The sequence below is a fragment of the Curtobacterium sp. MCLR17_051 genome, assembly GCF_003234395.1.
In the GTDB taxonomy this organism is placed as follows: Bacteria; Actinomycetota; Actinomycetes; order Actinomycetales; family Microbacteriaceae; genus Curtobacterium; species Curtobacterium flaccumfaciens.
On the sequence record NZ_QKTA01000011.1, the window covers coordinates 31,247 to 52,107 of the forward strand.

15 protein-coding genes are annotated in these 20,861 nt (G+C 71.6%); 7 read left to right on the top strand and 8 right to left on the bottom strand.

Going from position 1 to position 20,861, the window contains the following annotated elements; all coding sequences use genetic code 11:
• Position 1 precedes the first annotated feature (1 nt).
• Complete coding sequence (locus DEJ06_RS10630) at positions 2-3,004, bottom strand: Rne/Rng family ribonuclease (RefSeq protein ID WP_181436847.1); 3,003 nt, start codon at positions 3,002-3,004, stop codon at positions 2-4.
• A gap of 347 nt (positions 3,005-3,351) precedes the next feature.
• On the opposite strand from DEJ06_RS10630, the gene DEJ06_RS10635 reads away from it, so the two are divergent.
• Together DEJ06_RS10635 and DEJ06_RS10640 are read left to right on the top strand one after the other, a co-directional pair.
• Complete coding sequence (locus tag DEJ06_RS10635; protein WP_164941242.1) at positions 3,352-3,954, top strand: vitamin K epoxide reductase family protein; 603 nt, start codon at positions 3,352-3,354, stop codon at positions 3,952-3,954.
• 31 nt (positions 3,955-3,985) lie between these two features.
• Positions 3,986-4,849, top strand: coding sequence for a thioredoxin domain-containing protein (locus DEJ06_RS10640; RefSeq protein WP_111039261.1), 864 nt, complete (start codon positions 3,986-3,988; stop codon positions 4,847-4,849).
• 68 nt (positions 4,850-4,917) lie between these two features.
• On the opposite strand, the gene DEJ06_RS10645 is transcribed toward DEJ06_RS10640, so the two are convergent.
• The 5 genes from DEJ06_RS10645 to ileS are packed head-to-tail and all read right to left on the bottom strand — an operon-like array spanning position 4,918 to position 11,471.
• On the bottom strand, positions 4,918-5,766 hold the full coding sequence (locus DEJ06_RS10645) for a thioredoxin domain-containing protein (RefSeq protein ID WP_111039262.1): 849 nt from the start codon (positions 5,764-5,766) through the stop codon (positions 4,918-4,920).
• A 14-nt stretch (positions 5,767-5,780) separates the two neighbouring features.
• Positions 5,781-6,200, bottom strand: a complete 420-nt coding sequence (gene ndk / locus DEJ06_RS10650; protein ID WP_017885984.1) for a nucleoside-diphosphate kinase — start codon at positions 6,198-6,200, stop codon at positions 5,781-5,783.
• 35 nt (positions 6,201-6,235) lie between these two features.
• Positions 6,236-6,652: a DUF4233 domain-containing protein gene (locus DEJ06_RS10655; protein ID WP_051596525.1), complete on the bottom strand. Its 417-nt coding sequence runs from the start codon at positions 6,650-6,652 to the stop codon at positions 6,236-6,238.
• Positions 6,649-8,217 carry a folylpolyglutamate synthase/dihydrofolate synthase family protein gene (locus DEJ06_RS10660; protein ID WP_181436848.1) on the bottom strand — a complete coding sequence of 523 codons (1,569 nt, stop codon included), beginning with the start codon at positions 8,215-8,217 and terminating at the stop codon, positions 6,649-6,651. Before DEJ06_RS10660 ends, DEJ06_RS10655 begins: the two co-directional genes overlap by 4 nt.
• Entirely contained in the window at positions 8,214-11,471 is a 3,258-nt protein-coding gene (gene ileS, locus DEJ06_RS10665; RefSeq protein ID WP_111039263.1) for an isoleucine--tRNA ligase, read from the bottom strand. Before ileS ends, DEJ06_RS10660 begins: the two co-directional genes overlap by 4 nt.
• Before the next feature lie 244 nt (positions 11,472-11,715).
• Between ileS and DEJ06_RS10670 the strand changes: the two genes are divergently transcribed.
• Positions 11,716-12,738 (top strand): cation diffusion facilitator family transporter, encoded by a 1,023-nt coding sequence (locus DEJ06_RS10670; RefSeq protein WP_111039264.1) that lies wholly within the window; start codon positions 11,716-11,718, stop codon positions 12,736-12,738.
• Between the two features lie 341 nt (positions 12,739-13,079).
• Here the strand turns inward: DEJ06_RS10670 and DEJ06_RS10675 are convergent, their stop codons facing one another.
• Positions 13,080-13,679 carry a TetR family transcriptional regulator gene (locus DEJ06_RS10675; protein ID WP_111039265.1) on the bottom strand — a complete coding sequence of 200 codons (600 nt, stop codon included), beginning with the start codon at positions 13,677-13,679 and terminating at the stop codon, positions 13,080-13,082.
• Positions 13,680-13,711: 32 nt separating this feature from the next.
• Between DEJ06_RS10675 and DEJ06_RS10680 the strand changes: the two genes are divergently transcribed.
• Genes DEJ06_RS10680 through DEJ06_RS10695 form a run of 4 tightly spaced genes read left to right on the top strand, consistent with a single transcriptional unit; the run spans position 13,712 to position 18,964 of the window.
• Positions 13,712-15,331, top strand: coding sequence for an ABC transporter substrate-binding protein (locus DEJ06_RS10680; RefSeq protein WP_111039266.1), 1,620 nt, complete (start codon positions 13,712-13,714; stop codon positions 15,329-15,331).
• A gap of 5 nt (positions 15,332-15,336) precedes the next feature.
• The gene (locus DEJ06_RS10685; protein WP_111039267.1) at positions 15,337-16,332 is read left to right on the top strand and encodes an ABC transporter permease; all 996 of its coding nucleotides are present in this window, start codon (positions 15,337-15,339) and stop codon (positions 16,330-16,332) included.
• Complete coding sequence (locus DEJ06_RS10690) at positions 16,329-17,228, top strand: ABC transporter permease (RefSeq protein ID WP_111039268.1); 900 nt, start codon at positions 16,329-16,331, stop codon at positions 17,226-17,228. The genes DEJ06_RS10685 and DEJ06_RS10690 overlap by 4 nt, the downstream gene beginning before the upstream one ends.
• Positions 17,225-18,964: an ABC transporter ATP-binding protein gene (locus DEJ06_RS10695; RefSeq protein ID WP_111039269.1), complete on the top strand. Its 1,740-nt coding sequence runs from the start codon at positions 17,225-17,227 to the stop codon at positions 18,962-18,964. Before DEJ06_RS10690 ends, DEJ06_RS10695 begins: the two co-directional genes overlap by 4 nt.
• Positions 18,965-19,113: 149 nt before the next feature.
• On the opposite strand, the gene proP is transcribed toward DEJ06_RS10695, so the two are convergent.
• Positions 19,114-20,676: a glycine betaine/L-proline transporter ProP gene (gene proP / locus DEJ06_RS10700; RefSeq protein WP_246552629.1), complete on the bottom strand. Its 1,563-nt coding sequence runs from the start codon at positions 20,674-20,676 to the stop codon at positions 19,114-19,116.
• Between the last annotated feature and the right edge of the window lie 185 nt (positions 20,677-20,861).

The following is a 20,861-nucleotide window of genomic DNA, read 5'->3' on the forward strand; positions in this document are numbered from 1 at the left end:
GTCAGTTCCCCAGGATCACTGCGCCGTCGGAGCCGTCGGCGTCGTCGGTCGACTCCTCCGTCGGCGTGGCGGGAGCACTGATGCTCGGCGAGGAGACCCGGCGGGAGCGCGAGCGCCCCTGTCCGGGCTGCTTCGGCTCCGGGAGCGCCTGGAGCACCGAGTCGAGCAGGGACTCGGCGTCCGGGGCGACCGCGCGGGGCTCGCGCTTGGGCGCCGCGGCGATCGGGATGTCCAGGATCGCGACGGTGTTGTCGGTCGGCGTCACGGTGGCGCTCGAACTCACGCGACGGCGGGCCGGGGCCTTCGCCTTCGGTGCGGCTGCGGGCTCGGTGACGGCCGGAGCAGCACCCTTCGGCGCGCGCGCCTCGGGCTCGACGATCACGGCGGGCTCAGCGGTGACCGACGATCCCGGCGCGTCCGACTGCTCGGCAGCGGATGCCTGCGGTGCATCGGTGGCCCGAGCGTCGGCAGCGGCCTGCTGGTCGCCGCTCTGCTGGTCTCCGCTCTGCTGCTCTGCCCCGCGTCCGCCGCGGCCACGGCGACGACGCTTCGAACCGGTCGGCTGCTCGCCACCCGTGCTGTCCGGGCCGGTCGACGCGTCGGCCGACGACGGTGCCGTGGCCTCCGTCGCGGTCACGGCAGCCGCTGCGGCCTCCTGTTCGTCGTGCGACAGGGTCGAGGCGGCGATCCGCGACAGCGCGTTCTTCACGTCGTCGGTGATCTGGTGCGCCTGGCCGGAGGCACCGTTCGACTGCCCCGAGGAACCGGAGTTCCCCTTGCCGCCGTTGCCGTTGCCGTTGCCGTTGCCGTTGTCGGATCGGCCGTTCTCGTTGCCGTTCCCGGCGCGGCCCTTGCGACGGCCCTTGCTCGGGCCCGGGTCGGCGTTGTTGTCGTTGATCTTCGCGTTGACCTCGTCGAGGGACTCGCGCAGGCCGACACCGATCTTCTTGCGGGTCATCTGCACGAGGCCGAGCGAGGTGATCTCGGCGACCTGGTGCTTCGTGCGGTCACGGCTCAGGCACTCGACCAGGCGGCGGAGCACGAGGTCGCGGTTCTCCTCGAGCACCATGTCGATGAAGTCGACGACGATGATGCCGCCGATGTCGCGCAGGCGGAGCTGGCGGACGAGCTCCTCGGCGGCCTCGAGGTTGTTCTTCGTGACCGTCTCCTCGAGGTTGCCGCCGGAGCCGACGAACTTGCCCGTGTTGACGTCGACGACCGTCATGGCCTCGGTGCGGTCGATGACGAGCGAACCACCGGAGGGCAGCCAGACCTTGCGGTCGAGCGCCTTGTCGATCTGCTCGTTGAGGCGGAACTCCTCGAAGGAGTCCGGGCCCTCATAGCGGACGACGCGGTCCTTGAGGTCCGGGGCGACGGCCGACAGGTACTCGTCGATGGTGCCACCGGCGGCCTCGCCGTCGATGATCAGCTTCGTGAAGTCCTCGTTGAAGACGTCGCGGACGATCTTGATGAGCAGGTCGGGCTCGGAGTGCAGCATCACCGGGGCGTGGCCACCGGCGACCTTCTTCTGGATGGCCTCCCACTGGCTGGTCAGGCGCTGCACGTCGCGGGTGAGCTGCTCCTCGGTCGCGCCCTCGGCAGCGGTGCGCACGATGACGCCCGCGTGCTCCGGCAGGACCTCCTTCAGGATCTTCTTCAGTCGGGCACGCTCGGTGTCCGGCAGCTTGCGCGAGATCCCGTTCATCGAGCCGTTCGGCACGTAGACCAGGTAGCGACCCGGCAGCGAGATCTGGCTGGTGAGGCGGGCACCCTTGTGGCCGACCGGGTCCTTCGTGACCTGCACGAGGACCTTGTCGCCCGGCTTGAGCGCTGCTTCGATGCGGCGACCGTGGTTGCCGGTCTCGACGGAGTTCCAGTCGACCTCACCGGCGTAGAGCACGGCGTTCCGGCCACGACCGATGTCGACGAACGCCGCCTCCATCGAGGGCAGGACGTTCTGCACCTTGCCGAGGTAGACGTTGCCGATGAGCGACACGTTCTCGGACTTGGTGATGTAGTGCTCGGCGAGGATGCCGTCCTCGAGCACGCCGATCTCGATCGTCGACGAGCTGGAGCGGACGATCATCTGGCGGTCGACGCTCTCGCGGCGGGCGAGGAACTCGTCCTCGCTGACCACCTGACGGCGGCGTCCGGCATCGCGGCCGTCACGACGGCGCTGCTTCTTCGCCTCGAGCCGGGTCGAGCCCTTGATGCGCTGCGGCTCGGTGATGAGCTCCGGCTCGCGGCGGCGCGGCTCCTGGTGGTCGCGCGGCTCGCGGGCCTCGCGGTCGGCGCTCGAACCACGGCGACGCGAGCGACGGCGCGAGCCGCCCTGGTCGTCGCGGTCGTCACGGTCGCGGTCGAAGCGGTCCTCGCGGTCGTAGCGGTCGTCCTCGTCGCGGTCACGGTCGCGGTCGCGGTCGCGGTCACGCTCGAACCGGGGCGCGCGCTGCGGCAGCTCCGGCAGCACCGGCGCGTGGAAGATCAGGCTGAGCGTGCTCGTGGCCTTCGGCACGAACGGCTCGTCGGCGGGTGCGGCGTCGCCGCTCACCTCGGCCGTCGGTGCGGCGTCGGCCGGACGGGAGGCGCGGTCCGCGTCCGCCCCGTCGGTCGCGGTGGCCGACCGGTCGCCCGTCACGACCGGCAGGTCGCCGGTCAGCGTGCTCACGTCGTGCGGCTCGGCACCGCTGTCGGCGACCGCCTCGACCGCGACGGAGACCGCCCCGGTGTCGGTCGGCTCGACGGGCGACGCCGGCGATGCCGGGGAGTCGGGCGAGTCCGGCGAATCGGGAGAGGCCGGCGAACCGGCCGACGCGACGCTGGCCGCGGGACGGGCGTCAGCGCCGCCCGTCAGCGCGAGGGTCTCGTCGGCGTGGGGTGCCTGCTCGGCGCCCCCACGGGCCTCCTGGCCGGACGACCGGGCGCGGCGACCGCCGAACAGGCGGCTCCGGCGCTTCGGCGCGTTCTCGTCGTTGGTCGTGTTGTCGTTGTTCTGCTCCACCATGGACTGGTGCACTCCTCGGCCCCACTCGCACCCTTTCGGGTGGCGGGAATTCTGTGTCGTGGCGGGCGGCGTCGACGCCCCCGCGCTCGCTGTCTCGTGATCGGTCCGCGTCAACTTCTCGTTGCGTCCGCGCCCGTTCCGGTCCGGGCACCCGGCCCGTTCCGGCTCGGCATCGGAGTGACGCTGCCCGACCACAGTGCGCTCTCACCGCACCGGATCGTCCGGGTTCGGCCCGGTGGGGCGTCACTCGGAAAGCTCTCTTCGGTGTGCGGTTGGCCGCACGACCTCCAGGCATTATCGCATGCCGCACCCGGAAAGCACCGGAACCCGCATGCGATGATGACCGCGTGACCGCGTCTGCACCTGCCCCCCGTCGTCCGATCGCGATGGCGGTCTTCCTGCTCGTCACCGGGATCGTCGGCCTGTTCGGCTCGTTCCGGCTCGTCCTCGACGAGTTCACGAAGTACGAGAACCCGAAGGCCGTCCTGAGCTGTGACGTGAACCCGTTCATCAACTGCTCCGACGTGATGGCCAGCTGGCAGGGGCACCTGTTCGGATTCCCGAACCCGCTGCTCGGCGTCATGGGGTTCGTCGCCCCGATCGCCGTCGCCGTGCTGTTGCTCGCCGGGTTCCGGAACGGTTCGCGCTGGTTCTGGATCGTCTTCAACGCCGGGGTCTTCCTGGCGTGGGTGTTCGTGACCTGGCTGTTCACGCAGACCGTGTTCGTCATCGGCGCGCTGTGCCCGTGGTGCATGCTCGTCTGGTCGATGACGATCCCGATGTTCTGGGTGTTCACGATCTGGAACGCCGCCCAGGGTCGCTTCGGCGCCGGGGCACAGCGTGTCGGGCGGTCGCTCCTGCCGTTCAGCTGGGCGTTCGTGCTGGCGAACTACCTGGTCATCATCGTCACGATCATCATCAAGTTCCCCGCGGTCCTCACCAGCTTCTGAGCCGTCCCCGCTGCCCCTACGCTCGGGATCGATGAGCGAGCACGAGAGCAGCAGGGCGCGCCGCGACGCCGCACGGGAACGCGCGCGAGCGGCACGGGCGGCAGAGCAGTCTCGACGCCGGCGCCTCCGCACACTCGGCATCATCGGGATCATCGTCGCGGGCCTCGCGGTGGTCGCGGTGGTCGTCCTGGTGCTCGCGAACTCCGTGCAGCCCGCCGGGCCGGGTCCACGGAACACGGCGAGCGACGGCGTCCTGCTCACCGGGGTGCGCGGCAGGATCGTGCCCGTCGAGACGCGAGCGGTGCCCGACGGCGGGACCCCGACGCCGACCGAGCAGGACGGCTCGAAGACCGCGATCACGATCTACGCGGACTACATGTGCCCGTACTGCAACCAGTTCGAGACGGCCCAGATGCCCCGGATCCGGCAGTGGGTGGAGGACGGAACCGCCACCCTCGAGCTGCACCCGCTCGGGCTGCTCGACCGCGTGTCGCTCGGATCGCGGTACTCGACCCGCTCCGCTGCGGCTGCCGCGTGCGTCGCGGACCACGACCCGGACGCGTTCCTGGCCTTCAACAGCTCGCTCTACGACCACCAGCCCTCGGAGAGCACGCGCGGACTCACGAACGACGAGTTGGCGTCCCTCGCGCACGAAGCCGGGGCGACGGACCCGGCCGTGACACCGTGCATCACCCGGCAGGACTTCGCCGGGTGGGTCGCCGACGCCACGAATCGGGCGATGAACGACCCGGTGCCGAACTCGTCGCTCGACGGGATCACGAGCACGCCGACGATCATCGTCGACGGCGAGCAGTACAACGCGGACGGTGCGGCATCCCTCGCCGACGTCGACGCGTTCGCGGCCTTCGTCCGGGAGCACGGCGGGGCGTCCTAGCCCCCTCCCGACGACGAACGGCCCCCGCTCCCGGATGGGAGCGAGGGCCGTCGGTCGTTCGGGGAGTGCTACTTCGCCGCGGCGTCGATCGCGGTGATGACGGTGCTCAGGTCGTCCAGGCGCTTGCCGTCGACGACGATGGTCGGCGTGCCGAAGCCCTGCGTGCCCGCGAGCGCCTCGTTCGTGGTGACGGCCTGCGTCGACTTCGTCACCCAGCCCTTGAACTGCTCGGACGACAGGCACTGGGACAGGTCCGAACCGGTCGCGCCGCCCGCCTTGACGAGCTTCGCGATCTCGGAGTTGGTCAGGCCCTTGGTGCCCTCGGCCGGCTGGTTCTCGAAGAACTGCGTCTGCACGTCGAGGAACTTGTCCGGTGCGTAGTTCGCCACGCACATGGCGGCGTTCGCGGCACGGCTGGCGTAGCGGGAGCCCGCGTAGCTGCGGTCGAGGATCGACACCGGCTGGATCGCCAGGGTCGCGTCGCCCGACTTCACCTTGTCGAGGATCTGGTCGGAGTAGGCCGCCTCGAACTGCTTGCAGACCGGGCAGGCCCAGTCGACGTACTCGGTGACCGTCACGGCACCGTCACTGTTCGCCGTCGGGACCGGCGAGGCCGAGCCCGTCGGGGAGACGGCCGGCGTGGTCACCGGGGTGACCTTGCCGTCCTGGCCGGTGAACTGGATCGCGCCGGTGGCCATGTTCTTCGGCCCGGCTGCGGACACCACGGGCGCGTTGTTCACGTTCACCACGACGATCGCGATGATCGCGGCGATCGCCACGATGCCCAGGCCGATGCCGCCCTGCAGGAACCACTTGTTGCGGCGCTTGCGGCGCTTCTCGGCGTCGGCGCGCTGGCGTGCGACCTCTCGGGCGTGCTGACGCCGCTCGTTCTTGGTGGGTCGGTCGTTGTTCGTCACGTCGTCCCCGTCGCTCAGGCGAACCAGAGCGCGAGCTCGCGCGCGGCCGATTCGGGGCTGTCCGAACCGTGGACCAGGTTCTGCTGCACCTTGAGGCCCCAGTCGCGGCCCAGGTCACCACGGATCGTGCCGGGCGCGGCCGAGGTCGGGTCGGTGGTGCCGGCGAGCGAGCGGAAGCCCGCGATCGCACCGTTGCCGGCGACGCGCACGGCGACGACGGGACCGGACTGCATGAACTCGACGAGCGGCTCGAAGAACGGCTTGCCCTGGTGCTCCTCGTAGTGCGCGTCGAGCAGGTCACGCGGCGCGGTGAGCATCTTCAGGTCGACGAGCTCGTAGCCCTTCGCCTCGATCCGGCGGAGGATCTCACCGGTCAGCTGGCGGGCGACGCCGTCGGGCTTGACGAGGACGAGGGTCTCTTCGAAGTCGGACACGCAGTACTCCCTGTGTTCGGGGTCGAATGTGGTGGTCAGTCCTCGCCCATGGCCGCTCGGCGCGCGGCGTTCTGACGGTCCAGTTGACCGCCCTTGACGAAGCAGAAGACCCACAGCGCCAGGAACACCACGGCGACCGCGAACATGAACGGTTCGATGAACCCGGTGGCGAGGATGGCCGCCTGCAGCAGCCACCCGAACCATACACCGGCCCGGTTGCCCGTCAGACGTGAGGCAGCTGCGAGGACGATGATCGCGCCGATGCCCCCGCCGAAGGCCGCTGCGGGCGGCAGCGTGCCCTTGCCGAAGACGACGAGCATGGGGAAGAAGAACATGATCGCCTCGAGCACGAGCGTGATCGAGAGCAGGCTCTCCTGCGCCCCGCGTTCGCGGCGCGGCTTCCGGGTGCGCGGTGCGCGGCCCGGCCGGGAGGCCCGTGGTGCGTCCGTCACTTCGCCTCGCCTTCGCGGTGCACGAGGTCCATGACCGCGCCCACCATCACGATGGAGCCCGCGACGAGCACGAGGGCGTCCTCGGCGTCCGCCTCGTCGGCCAGGCTGCGCGCTTCCTGCAGTGCGGACGCCAGGGAGGGCTCGACGACGACGCGGTCCTCACCGACCTCGTCGACGACGACCCGGGCGAACTCGTCCGCGTCGAGCGCACGCTCCCCCGGCGGCTGCGTCACGACGAACGTGGCGACGGTGTCCTTGAGCGCGCGGACGAACCCGCGGGCGTCCTTGTCGCCGAGGATCCCGACGACGCCGACGACGTGCTCGGACGGGAACGCGACCGGCAGCGCCTCGGCCAGGGCCTTCGCACCGTGCGGGTTGTGCGCGGCGTCGACGACGACGGTCGGGTCGGTCGCGATGGGCTGCAGGCGACCGGGGCTGGTCGTGCCGGCGATGCCCTCGGACAGGACGTCCTCGTCGAGGGCCTGGGCCCCGCGGCCGAGGAACGACTCGACCGCCGCGATGGCCACGGCGGCGTTCTCGGCCTGGTGCCGGCCGAACAGCGGCAGGAACAGGTCGTCGTAGCGGCCGGCGATGCCCTGCACGGTGATGAGCTGTCCGCCCACGGCCGGGGTGACGTCGACGACGCTGAATCCCTGCGAGCTCGGCCTGCCCGCCGCTTCGCGACGGTCAGGTACCGGCTCGAAGGGGCCCACCGTGCCCTCCACGGCCAGGGTGGACTCGGTGAGCTCGGCGGCGCGCTCGAGTTCGGCGAGGGCCTCGGGGACCTGCCGGCTCGACACCACGGCGGACGACGGCTTGATGATGCCCGACTTGGTGCGGGCGATCTCGGCCACCGTGGCACCGAGCTGCTTCGCGTGGTCGATGGCGATCGGCGTGAACACCGACACCTGGCTCTGCACGACGTTGGTGGAGTCCCACTCGCCGCCCATGCCGACCTCGATCACGGCGACGTCCACGGGGGCCTCGGCGAAGCATGCCAGGGCGAGCACCGTGAGCGCCTCGAAGAAGGTCAGCGGGAGTTCGCCCTTGTCCGCGAGCTCGCGGTCGGTGATCTCGAGCACCGGGGCGATGTCGTCCCAGTTCTCGACGAACCGGTCGGCCGCGATCGGCTGGCCGTCGACCACGATGCGCTCCCGGATCGACACCAGGTGCGGGCTCGTCATCAGACCGGTCCGCAGACCGTGGGCCCGGACGATGCTCTCGATGGTGCGCGCGGTCGACGTCTTGCCGTTCGTGCCCGTGACGTGGATCACCGGGTACGCCAGGTGCGGGTCGCCGAGCAGCTCGACGGCGCGGCGCGTGGCGGTCAGCCGGCGCTCGGGGGCCTGTTCGCCGATGCGGGCGTACAGGGCGGCCTCGACGCGGCGGACCTCGTCGTCGTCGCCGCCGTAGGGCACGGCGTCGGCCGGAGCGTCGCCGGAGGGGCCGACCGGGATCCGGATGCCGTCCGCGTCGCGCCCGTCAACACCGTGACCGTCGAGCTCGTCGTGTCCGACGAACTCCTCGTTCGCCTCGTGGTCGTCGTACTGGTCGTGGTCACTCATGCGCGTGCTACCTCCACGGATACCTTCGCACCGTCACCGACGTCGGTGGTGGTGTCGTCCACCCCGAGGGGCACGATCTCGACGCTCGTCGCCAGGGTCTCCCCGGCGATGAGCTCCTGGTGCGCGCGGACCGCGCCGTCGGCCGTGTCGTCCACCCGGAGGGTCAGGGCGATGCGGTCGCTGACGTCGAGGTCGGCGTCGCGGCGGGCCTGCTGGACGGCGCGGACGACGTCACGGGCGAGCCCCTCGGCCTCGAGCTCGGGCGTCGTCACGGTGTCGAGCACCACGAAACCGCCCTCGTCGAGGAACGCCACGGCCACCGAGGCGTCGGCCACGGTGAGGTCGAGCGAGTACTCGCCCTCGATCAGGTCGACGCCACCGACGGTCACGCCGGAGTCGGTCGCGGTCCAGTCGCCCTTCTTGGCGGCCGGGATCACCTGCTGCACCTGCTTGCCGATGCGGGGGCCGGCGACGCGGGCATTGACGGTGAGCTTCCGCTCGATGCCGTACTGCGCCAGCGACTCCTCGGCCTGGGCCTCGAGCACCACGCGCTTGACGTTGAGCTCGTCGCGCAGGATGTCGGCGAACGGTTCGACCGCGGCCGGGTCCGGCACCACCAGGGTCAGCGTGGCCAGGGGCAGGCGGACGCGCTTGCCGGTGGCCTTGCGGAGCGCCAGGCCCTTCGAGGCGACGTCGCGCACGCGGTCCATCGCGTCGACGAGGGCGTCGTCGGCGGGGAACTCGTCGGGGTCCGGGAAGTCCGTCAGGTGGACGCTGCGTCCGCCGGTCAGGCCCTTCCAGATCTCCTCGGTGACGAGCGGCGCGAGCGGGGCGGCGACCCGGTTCAGGGTCTCGAGCACGGTGTACAGCGTGTCGAACGCCGCACGGGTCTCGGCGCCGGCGTCCGCGTCGGCCCCGGTCCAGAACTTGTCGCGCGAGCGGCGGACGTACCAGTTCGTGAGCACGTCGGCGAAGTCGCGGACGGCCTGGGCCGCGAGCGGGGTGTCGAGCGCGTCGAGGTGCGTCCGGACGTCGGTGACGAGGACCCGGGTCTTCGCGAGCAGGTACCGGTCGAGCACGTCGGTCGAGTCGGTCCGGCGCTGGGCCCGGTACCCGTCGGGGCCCGAGGCGTTCGCGTACAGGGTGAAGAAGTAGTACGTCGACCACAGCGGCAGCATGAACTCGCGGACGCCCTGGCGGATGCCCTCCTCGGTGACGACGAGGTTGCCGCCGCGGATCACCGAGGAGGACATCAGGAACCAGCGCATGGCGTCGGCGCCGTCGCGGTCGAAGACCTCGGAGACGTCCGGGTAGTTCCGGAGCGACTTCGACATCTTCTGGCCGTCCGAGCCGAGGACGATGCCGTGGCTGATGACGTTCTGGAACGCCGGCCGGTCGAACAGCGCGGTGGAGAGCACGTGCATGACGTAGAACCAGCCGCGCGTCTGCCCGATGTACTCGACGATGAAGTCGGCCGGGCTGTGCGACTCGAACCACTCCCGGTTCTCGAACGGGTAGTGCACCTGGGCGTACGGCATCGAGCCGGAGTCGAACCACACGTCGAACACGTCGGTGATCCGGCGCATCGTGGAGTTGCCCGTGGGGTCGTCGGGGTTCGGCCGCGTCAGGTCGTCGATGAACGGCCGGTGCAGGTCCACTTCGCCCTCGGCGTTCACCGGCAGGCGACCGAAGTCGCGCTCGATGTCGGCGAGCGAGCCGTACACGTCGGTGCGCGGGTACTCGGGGTCGTCGGACTGCCACACCGGGATCGGCGTGCCGAAGTATCGGTTGCGCGAGACCGACCAGTCGATGGCGTTGCCGACCCACTTGCCGAACTGGCCGTCCTTGACGTTGTCCGGCACCCAGTTGATGTCCTGGTTGAGCTGGCCCATGCGGTCACGGAGCTCGGTGACGCGGACGAACCACGACGAGACGGCCTTGTAGATGAGGGGCTTCCGGCACCGCCAGCAGTGCGGGTAGCTGTGCTCGTAGGACGCCTGGCGGAGCAGTCGCCCGGCGTCGCGGACCGCCTTGGTCAGCGGCTTGTTCGCGTCCGACCAGAGCATGCCGGCGACCTCGCCGAACTGCGACGTGAAGACGCCGCCCTCGTCGAGGGACAGCACGACGGGGATGCCGGCGGCGGCGCAGACCTCCTGGTCGTCGGCACCGTAGGCCGGGGCCTGGTGCACGATGCCGGTGCCCTCACCGGTCTCGACGTACTCGGCGACCAGGATGCGCCATGCGTGCTCGTAGCCCTCGGCGTCGGCCAGGAAGTCGAACAGACGCTCGTACTCGACGCCGTCGAGCTCGGTGCCCGTCAGCGTGCGCGCGACGGCGGCGAGCGCCTCGTCGCCCGAGGTGTAGCCGAGCTCCTTCGCGTGCGCGGCCACGGTGTCGGACGCCAGCAGGTAGGAGACGGAACCGGCGTCGCCACCGTCAGCCGCGCCTCCAGGCCCTGCCGGGACGACCGCGTACGCGATGTCCGGACCGACTGCCAACGCGGCGTTCGTCGGGAGGGTCCAGGGGGTCGTCGTCCAGGCGAGTGCCCGCACGCCGGTGAGCTCGAGCGCGTCCGCGCGCGAGCCGTGCAGCGGGAACGAGACGGTGACGGACTGGTCCTGGCGCATCTTGTAGACGTCGTCATCCATGCGCAGCTCGTGGTTGGACAGCGGTGTCTGGTCGTTCCAGCAGTACGGCAGGACCCGGAAGCCCTCGTACGCCAGGCCCTTGTCCCAGAGCTGCTTCCACGCCCAGAGCACGCTCTCCATGAAGGTGACGTCGAGGGTCTTGTAGTCGTCCTCGAAGTCGACCCAGCGCGCCTGGCGGGTGACGTACTCCTGCCACTCGTCGGTGTACTGCAGCACGGACTTCTTGGCGGCGGCGTTGAAGACGTCGATGCCCATGGCGTCGATCTCGTGCTTCTCGGTGATGCCGAGCTGCCGCATCGCCTCGAGCTCGGCGGGCAGGCCGTGGGTGTCCCAGCCGAAGCGGCGGTGCACCTGCTTGCCGCGCATGGTCTGGTAGCGCGGGAAGACGTCCTTGGCGTAGCCGGTCAGCAGGTGCCCGTAGTGCGGCAGGCCGTTGGCGAAGGGCGGGCCGTCGTAGAAGGTCCACTCCGGGCAGCCCTGTCGCGCGTCGATGGACGCCTGGAACGTGTCGTCGCGCTTCCAGAAGGCGAGGATGCCCCGCTCGACGGCGGGGAAGCTCGGCGAGGGGACGACGCCATCGGCGTCGGCGTTCAACGGGTACGGCACCGGGACTCCTTGTGGGTTCGCTCGATCTCCACGAGGACGGAAACAGGTTCCGCGGTACCACCTCGTTTGCCGCCCAACGTGCGCTGTGCGACCACTCTGTGTCGGGGGTGGTGACGGTCCCGAACCCGCCCGGTTCTACTGACGGAGCCGCTGGTGCGCTCCGCGTTCTTCCGGAAGCTCCCCGGTGATGGCCGGATCGACGCTCGTGGAACACGACTTTACCGGACGGGAGCATGCTTGAGTGATGCCCGCAGAAGAACGCCCCGAGTCACTCGTCACCGTCCTGATCGCGTTCGGGGCGAACCTGCTCGTCGCGATCGCGAAGACGGTCGCCTCGCTCGTCTCGGGTTCGGCCTCGATGGTGGCCGAGGCGGCGCACTCCTGGGCGGACACCGGCAACGAGGTGTTCCTGCTCGTCGCGGAACGACGGGGCGGCAAGAAGCGGGACACCGCGCACCCGCTCGGGTACGGACGCGAGACGTACATCTGGTCGATGTTCGCCGCGTTCGGCCTGTTCACGGCCGGTGCGATCGTGTCGATCTACCACGGCATCTCGGAGTTCGGGGACACCGGGCCGGCCGAGGACGTCGTGCTCAACTACGTCGTGCTCGGGGTCGCGTTCCTGCTCGAGGGCACGAGCTTCCTGCAGGCGTACCGGCAGGCGCACGGTGCCGCGACGAAGCGCAAGGTCCCGGTGCTGCGGCACGTGCTGCAGTCGTCGAACCCGACGCTCCGTGCGGTGTTCGCCGAGGACGCGGCGGCGCTGATCGGCCTGGTCGTGGCGTTCCTCGGGGTGTTCCTGCACCAGGTCACCGGGCTGGCGGTCTTCGACGCGCTCGGCTCCATCGCGATCGGTGTGCTGCTCGGGGTCGTCGCGATCGTCCTGATCGACCGCAACCGCCGGTTCCTGCTCGGCGAGAGCACGTCCCCGGAGCTCGAGAACGCGGTGCTCGTCGAGCTGCTGGGCCGGTCGCAGGTCGAGCGGGTCACCTACCTGCACCTGGAGTTCGTGGGGCCGTCGCGGGTGTACCTCGTCGCGGCCGTCGACCTGACGGGCAACGAGACCGAGGAGCACGTGGCGGTGCGGTTGCGCGACGTCGAGCAGTCGCTCGAGGACAGCCCGTACATCGAGGAGGCCGTCCTCACCCTGAGCTACCCGGGCGACGAGTCGCTGGTGCCGACCGACGGCGACGTGCCCGAGGTCGTGCGGGACGGGACGGCTTCGGACGTGGCGTCCGGGGGCGCGGGGACCCTGCGCACGGACTGAGCGTCGACTGGGTGGGTGGCCGGCGGGCTGGTGTCGCAGGACGCCGGCGTGTCAGCAAGACGCCGCCATGTGCTCGAGACGCCGCCGGTTTCAGCGGCGTCTCGCCGTCGAGGCGGCGTCAGGTGAAGACGCCGGCGTGTTCCGTGGGCGACCGAGCGTCGGACGGGAGGCGCGGTGCCAGGCCGCCACGGGCCTCCCGTCCGCCGCCCGTCACGTCCACCGCCCCGCGCGCGGCCCGTGGGACGCCGGCGTGTCAGCAAGACGCCGCCACGTGCTCGAGACGCCGCAGGATTCAACGGCGTCTCGCCGTCGAGGCGGCGTCGCGCGAAGACGCCGGCGTGTCAGCGGGCGTCGAGGCCCGCGACCACCGGGGTGAGCGCCGCCGCGACGTACTCGACGAGCGCACGGCGGCCGACCCCGTCGGTGACCCACACCCCGAACGCCGCGGCGGCGGCACCGAGCATCGCGCCGGACACCGTCTGCGGCCAGAGTGAGCGCTGCTGCTCCCCCGTGCGGCCGGCGACGAAGGCGGCGACGGCCTCGTGCTGCGCCGTCACCCGGACCGCGACGCCCGCCACCAGCTCGGGCCCGATGCCCATCACCTCGGCCTGCGCGACGGCCCACGGCACCCGTTCGGGGTCGTGGGCACGGGCAGCGGCGAGGAGCGCCTGCTCGACGGCCCGGACGACGCTCGGCTCGCTCGAGGCGGCGAGGTACCCGGGCAGACCGGCGACGGCGGCGTCGAGTTCGAGCCACATCACGTCGGCCTTCGCCGGGAAGTAGTTGAAGAACGTCGCGCGGCTGACCCCGGCGCGGGCGGCGATCTGGTCGACCGTGGTGCGTCCGTACCCCTGCTCGAGGAAGAGCTCGGCGGCGGCGTCCGCGAGCACCTCGGCGCTCGAGCGTCGGGGTCGGCCACCGCGGCGGATCGGTTCGTCCATGGGCCCCAGTAAACCGCTAGACTCGGTCAGCCATGATCTTGGACTCAGTACAGAAAACCCTCACCGCCGTCGCGGGCGCCTCGGCGGTCCTGCTCGTCCTCGCTGCCTGCAGCGGACCGAGCACGAGCACCGGGAGCAGCACCCCGGTCGCGGGCGGCACGCTCACCTACGCCTCCGGCGACGCCGAACCGACCTGCCTCGACCCGCACGTCGGCGGCAACTACCCGCAGGCACTCCTGGCGACGCAGTACATCGAGGAGCTCGTCGGGCTCGAGGACGGCAAGCCCACGCCGGAACTCGCGACGAAGTGGAGCACGAGCGACGACGGGAAGACCCTGACGTTCACCCTGCGTGACGACGTCTCCTTCACCGACGGCACCCCGTTCGACGCCGCCGCGGTCGTGGCGAACATCGAGCACGTGCAGGACCCGGCCACCGCCTCGAGCACCGGCTACCTGGCGCTGCAGTCCATCACGAAGGCGACCGCCACCGACGAGCGCACCGTCACGCTGACGCTGAGCCGGCCGGACAGCGCGCTGCTCGAGTCCTTCTCGCAGCCCTGGGTGGGCATGGAGTCCCCGAAGGCGCTCGAGCGCAAGCAGGCGACGAACTGCGAGTCCCCCGTCGGCACCGGCCCCTTCGAGGTCACCGGTTGGAAGCACGGCGACCGCGTCACCCTGACGAAGAACGCCGACTACTGGGGCGCGACGAAGCCGCGCGTGTCCGGCATCACGTGGCGGTTCCTGCCGGACTCGACCTCGCGCTACGCCGCACTGCAGTCCGGTCAGGTCGACGTGATCGACAACGCCCAGCCCGACCAGCTCAAGGCCGCGTCGGCGAAGGGCTCCATCCGCGACCTCGACGCCCCGCGCCCCGGCGCCTCGAACCGGCTCGAGCTGAACTCCGGTCACGGGGTGTTCCGCGACGAAGCGGTGCGCCAGGCCTTCATCGCCGGTGCCGAGATCGACCCCGGCCTGCAGTCGCTGTTCCTCAGCACTGCGAAGCGCTCGTACTCGGTGCTCTCGAGCGCGGAGCCGCTCGCGTACTCCGAGAAGAGCCGGTTCGACTACTCCCCCACCAAGGCGAAGCAGCTCCTCGACGACGCCGGGTGGAAGGTCGGGTCCGACGGCATCCGCGAGAAGGACGGCCAGCAGCTCACCGTGACGTTCCCCGTCTCGACGAACCAGTCGGTGCCGGCCGAGCGCAGCCTGTTCCAGCAGATCCAGGCGTCCGAGAAGGCCGTCGGGTTCAAGGTCGTGCTCGACGAACTCGACCTGTCCAGCTGGTACGCCGCCCTCGCCGCGAACGAGTACGACGTCGTCAGCGCCCCGTACACGAAGGTCGGCCCCGACGTCCTGCGCATCCTGTACGACAGCGCGAGCATCGAACCGGCACCGTCGGGCTACTTCGCGAACCTCGCCCAGCTCGACGACCCCGCGCTCGACCGGCTGCTCGAGCGGGCCGCCCGCACCTCGGACGCCGACGAGCGCGCCGACCTGTACGAGCAGTCCCAGAAGGCGATCCTGGCGAGCGACACCGTGCTCCCCCTGTACGACCAGCAGAACCACTTCCTGGTGCGCTCGGCCGTGCACGGCATCCGGACCACCCCGGTCTCGACGCCCTGGTTCGGCACCGCCTGGATCGACCGCTGACACGGATGCGATGGGTCTGGTGGGCCCTCCGGCGGCTCGCCGGGGGCATCGGCGTGCTCTGGGCCGTCGCGACGATCGTCTTCGTCGCGATCCGGCTCATCCCCGGTGACCCGGCGCTCGCGATCCTCGGCGGACCGGGCTCGCAGGCCTCGTCCGAGGCCGTCGCCCAGGTCCGCCACGAGTACGGCCTCGACCAGCCGGTCCTGGTGCAGTACGCGGTGTTCCTCGGACGCCTGGCATCCGGGCAGCTCGGCGACTCGTACGCCTTCCGCACCCCGGTCGCGACGCTCCTCGCCCAGCAGCTGCCCGTCACGCTGACGCTCGCGGTCGCCGGCCTCGTCGTCGCCTGGGTGCTGGCGATCGTCGCCGCCTGGGCCTCGACGCAGCGCGGCCGGATCGCCGCCGGGCTCACCAGCGCCCTGAGCGTCACCGCGAGCGTGATGCCGCACTTCTGGCTCGGCAGCGTGCTCATCGTGGTGTTCGCCACGTCCCTGGGGTGGGTGCCGGCGGTCAGTGACGGCACCGCGCGCGGCTGGGTGCTCCCGGTGCTGACCGTGGCCGTGCCGGTCGCCGGGTACCTGGCCGAGACCGTGCGCGACGGCGTGGTCGACGCGCAGCGTTCCGCCTTCGCACTCGCCGCCCGAGGTCGGGGCGAGACCCGCCTCGGCCTGTTCGGACGGCACCTGCTCCGGCACGCCGCCCTGCCCGGGATCGCGCTGTCCGCGTGGGCCTTCGGGTCGCTCGTCTCCGGGGCCGTGGTCGTCGAGTCCGTGTTCGCCCTGCCCGGCATCGGCCGTGCCCTGGTCACCGCGGTCACCCAGCGGGACATGCCGCTCGTCGCCGGCATCGCGATGGTGTCGGCGGCCGCGTACGTCGTCGTGCTCGCCGTGGCCGACCTGGTCGAGCGTGCCGTCGACCCGCGCAGCACCGCACGGCACGCGGCCTTGCGCCCCGGTGCTGCACGACGCCGTGGGCCCGGCCGTCCGGCGGGCGCGCGGTGAGCGGGATCGCCGACCCGGGCCTCCAGACCGGAGCGCCCGGCCACCAGACCGCCGTCGGCACCGAGCGCGTCCGTGGGGGGACGCTCGGCGCCGGCGGCATCGCCGCGGGGGTGGTCGTCCTGGTCGCCGTCGTGGCGGCGGTGTGGCCCGCCCTGCTCGGCGGCGGGGACCCACTCGCGGTGCACCCCGCAGATGCCCTGGCCGCCCCGAGCGGCGCGCACCCGTTCGGCACCGACGAGTCCGGACGCGACGTCCTGGCGCGGGTGGTCGCGGGGACCCGGGCATCGCTCGTCGTCGGCGTCGCCGCGACCCTGATCGGCGGCGGCGTGGGCGTCCTGCTCGGCGTCGTCGCCGGGCTCGGTGCCGGGGCCGGACGACTCGGACGCCTGCTCGACGCCGTCATCGGCCGCGTCACCGAGGTCGCGTTCGCCCTGCCGCTGCTGCTCGTCGCCCTCGTCGTCATCGCCGTGACCGGTCCGGGTCCGGTGCCGGCGGTGCTCGCCGTCGGGTTCGCGACCGCTCCCGGCTACGCCCGGATCGTGCGCGGCCTGGTCCGCGCCGCCCGGGGTTCGCAGGTGGTCGAGACGGCGGTGCTGCTCGGCCGCTTCCCCGCCCGCACCGTGGTCCGGCACGTGCTGCCGACGGCGCTCTGGCCCGTCGTCGCCGTCGCCACGCTCGGGGTCGGGCAGGCGGTCGTGTGGGCCTCGGCGCTGAGCTACCTCGGGGTCGGCACGCCCCCGCCCGCGCCGGAGTGGGGCGCGATGCTCGCCGACGGTCGCACCTACCTGCAGACCGCGCCGTGGATGAGCACCTTCCCCGGACTCGCGATCGTGGTGCTCGCGACCGCCGTCACCGTGCTCGGCCGGGCGATCCGACGGACCGGGGCCGCGCGGTGAGCGCCGTCCTCGACGTCCGCGGGCTCACCGTCGCCATCGGCGGCACTCCGATCGTGCACGGTGTCGACCTGCGCGTCGACGCCGGCGAGTGCGTTGCCCTGGTCGGGGCGTCCGGCTCCGGCAAGACCGTCACCGCCCGCGCCGTGCTCGGTCTGTCCGCGCCCGGCGCCGCCGTGCACGCCGACGTGTTCACGGTCGACGGCGTCGACGTCGGCGGGTACACGGACCGGCGGTGGCGCCGGCTGCGGGGATCACGGGTCGGCTACGTCGGCCAGGAGGCCCTGGGCGCGTTGGACCCGCTGCGCCCCGTCGGGCGCGAGGTCGCCGACAGCCTCCGCCTGCACACCGAGATGCGTGCGGCCGAGCGCGTGGACGCCGTGCGCGACGCCCTGGCCGCCGTGGGCCTCGACCCGGACATCGCGACCGACGGCCGGCTCGCCGGGACACTGTCGGGCGGGATGCGACAGCGGGCCCTCATCGCCGCGGCGACCATCGGGTCCCCCGCGCTGCTGGTCGCCGACGAACCGACGACGGCGCTCGACGCCGGGGTCGCCGTCACCGTGATGGAACAGCTGCGTGGCGCGCAGACCCGGGGTGCCGGGCTGCTCGTCATCACGCACGACCTGGGGCTCGTCGCGGGGTGGGCCGACCGGGTCGCCGTCGTGCACGAGGGCCGGATCGTCGAGCAGGGCGCGGTCGCCGAGGTCTTCGCGGCGCCGCAGCACCCCGCGACCCGGGCGCTGGTGCGCGCGGCCGGCGCTGCCGCGGCGGCTGCGCCCGCGCCGGCGCACGGTGCCGATCTCGCAGACCGGTGCGAGGTCGATGGCTCCGTGCAGCCGTCTGACGATGCACCGAGCGGCCAACCTCGCACCGACCGCACGACTCCGCACCGTGCGCCGATCGGCAGCCGCGGCACCGAGCGGGCAACCTCGCACGGTGCGAGGGACGTGCTCGCGGCGCAGGGGCTCTCGCGGGAGTACGACGGGGTGCTCGCGGTCGACGACGTGTCGTTCGGGCTCGAACGCGGCCGGGTGCTCGGGGTGATCGGCGCGTCGGGCTCGGGCAAGACGACGCTGGCGCGGATGCTCCTCGGGCTCGAGACGCCCGACGCCGGCACGGTCACGCTCGACGACGAACCGTGGGTCCCGCTGCCCGAGCGCGAGCGACGCCCCCGACGGCACCGGCTCGCGGCCGTCGTGCAGGACCCCGGCGCGACGTTCGACGAACGGTGGAACGTGGAGCGGGTCCTCGCCGACGCGTTCTCACGCGGTGACGAACGGCGGGCGCGCGGTGCGCTCGGCGACCGGGTCGACGCGGCCCTGCGGCAGGTCGACCTCGACCCCGTGCTGCGGTCCCGCTCCCCCCGCACCCTGTCCGGCGGGCAACGACAGCGGCTCGCGATCGCCCGTGCGCTGGCGACCGACCCCGAGGTGATCGTGCTCGACGAGCCGGTGACCGCCCTCGACGCCACGGTGCAGGACGCCGTGCTGCGGCTGCTCGAACGGCTCCGCGACGAGACCGGCGTGGCGATGGTGTTCGTGTCGCACGACCTGCGGGCGGTCCGGCGGATGGCCGACGACGTCCTCGTGGTGCACCGCGGCGCGGTCGTCGAGCACGGCCCCGCCGCCGAGGTCTTCGCGCGCCCGGCGCACCCGGTGACCGCGCGGCTGCTGCACGCCGCGGAGCGGCTGGCAGCCGGCCCCGCAGCGGGGACCGCAGCCGACCTCACGGACTGAGCGACAGTCCACGCGCGCTCCTGCCCGTGGACTGTCGCTGCGCGCGTGACGTCACCGACGGCCCTGAACGGCCAGGAGGCCCGGGGCGCGTTCCGAGACGGAACGTGCACCGGGCCTCCTGGCCGGGTTGCCGCGGGGCGGCCCCGTGGTCAGGAACCGGAGGGTTCCTTCTGGGCGTCGGCCGAGATGATCGGGATCTCGCTCGTCGAGAAGTCCTTCGCCCAGTCGGACTGCGCGAGCTCCGACGTCGGGTCGTTGTAGTCCTCGATCACGCCGGCGATCTCGTCCTCGGAGCCGACCGTCGGGCCGGAGCCCATGAGCGGGCTCGCGGCGGTCTCCTTGGTGAAGTACACCGCGACCAGGCCGATCACGGCGGCGAGCATCAGGTAGAACGCGGGGATGTCCTCGGCCCAGCCGTACCCGGCGTCCTTCGCGGCGTTGATGAGCGCGGCGGTCGCGAGCGGGGTGGTCCCGCCGAAGAGCGACACCGACACGTTGAACGCGATCGCCAGGGCACCGTAGCGGATGATCGTCGGGAACAGCGCGGGCAGCGTCGACGGCATGGTCGAGGTGAACGTGACCAGCACGACGCCGAGGATCAGCAGGCCGGCGAAGACGCCGACACCGGTGCCGGTCTGGACCAGCTTGAGGGCCGGCCAGGACAGCAGGATGAAGCCGATGCAGCCGGCGGCGAGCACCGGACGGCGCCCGAACTTGTCGGACAGCCGGCCACCGAAGGTGATGACGACCATCATGAGCAGCATCACGATGACGATGAGGATCAGGCCGAACGTGGCGTTCTGGCCGAGGTTCTGCTCGAGGTAGGTCGGCATGTACGACAGCAGCATGTAGTCGGTCACGTTGAAGACCAGGACCAGACCGATGCAGATGATGAGCGAGCGCCAGTTCTCGGCGAAGAGCTTGAGGAACGGGGTCTTCTGGCCCTCGCGCTCGGCGGCCTGCTCCTGCTGCTTCTGGAACGCCGGGGTCTCCTCGAGCTTGAGGCGCAGGTAGAGGCCGATCAGGCCGAGGGGGCCCGCGATGATGAACGGGATGCGCCAGCCCCAGCTGAGCAGGGCGTCCTCGGACAGGCCGAACTGCAGGCCGGTGACGATCGAGGCGCCGAGCACGTAGCCGGCGAGGGTGCCGAACTCGAGCCACGAGCCCATGAAGCCGCGGCGCTTGTCGGGCGAGTACTCGGCGATGAAGGTCGCGGCGCCGCCGTACTCACCACCGGTCGAGAAGCCCTGCACGAAGCGGGCGACGAGCAGCAGGACCGGGGCCCAGAAGCCGATCGTGTCGTACGACGGGATCAGGCCGATCATGAGCGTGCCGGCGGCCATCAGGATCATCGTCAGCGCGAGGACCTTCTGTCGGCCGATCTTGTCGCCGATCGGGCCGAACACGGCACCGCCGATCGGGCGCACGATGAACGCTGCGGCGAAGAAACCGAACGTGGCGACGATGTTCGCGGCCGGGTCGCCCTGCGGCAGGAACACCTGCGAGATGGTGACCGTCAGGTACGCGAAGATGCCGAAGTCGAACCACTCCATGGCGTTGCCGAGCGCGGCAGCCGCGACGGCACGCTTGAGCAGCGACTCCTCGACGACGGTGACGTCGTCCTTCGTCAGATCGCGACGAGCGCGCTTCGCGGCGCCCTTCGTGCGCAACGGCCGATCGCCGTGCGGGTGGGGTGCGTTGTTCGGTGCCAAGTCGTTCCTCCGGGGTGCGGTGCTTCCTTCGGGCGTCCGGCGGACGGCGACGTTGCAGCTCCTGCGAACCCTGCGCTCGCCGGACAAACCCAGGAAGACTAGCAGGCTCCGGGCGTGTCCGACAGTTCGGTGTGCTAGGCGCTGCTCGGTGATGGCCGCGTCCGACCGGTTCGTCCGCCTGCGTG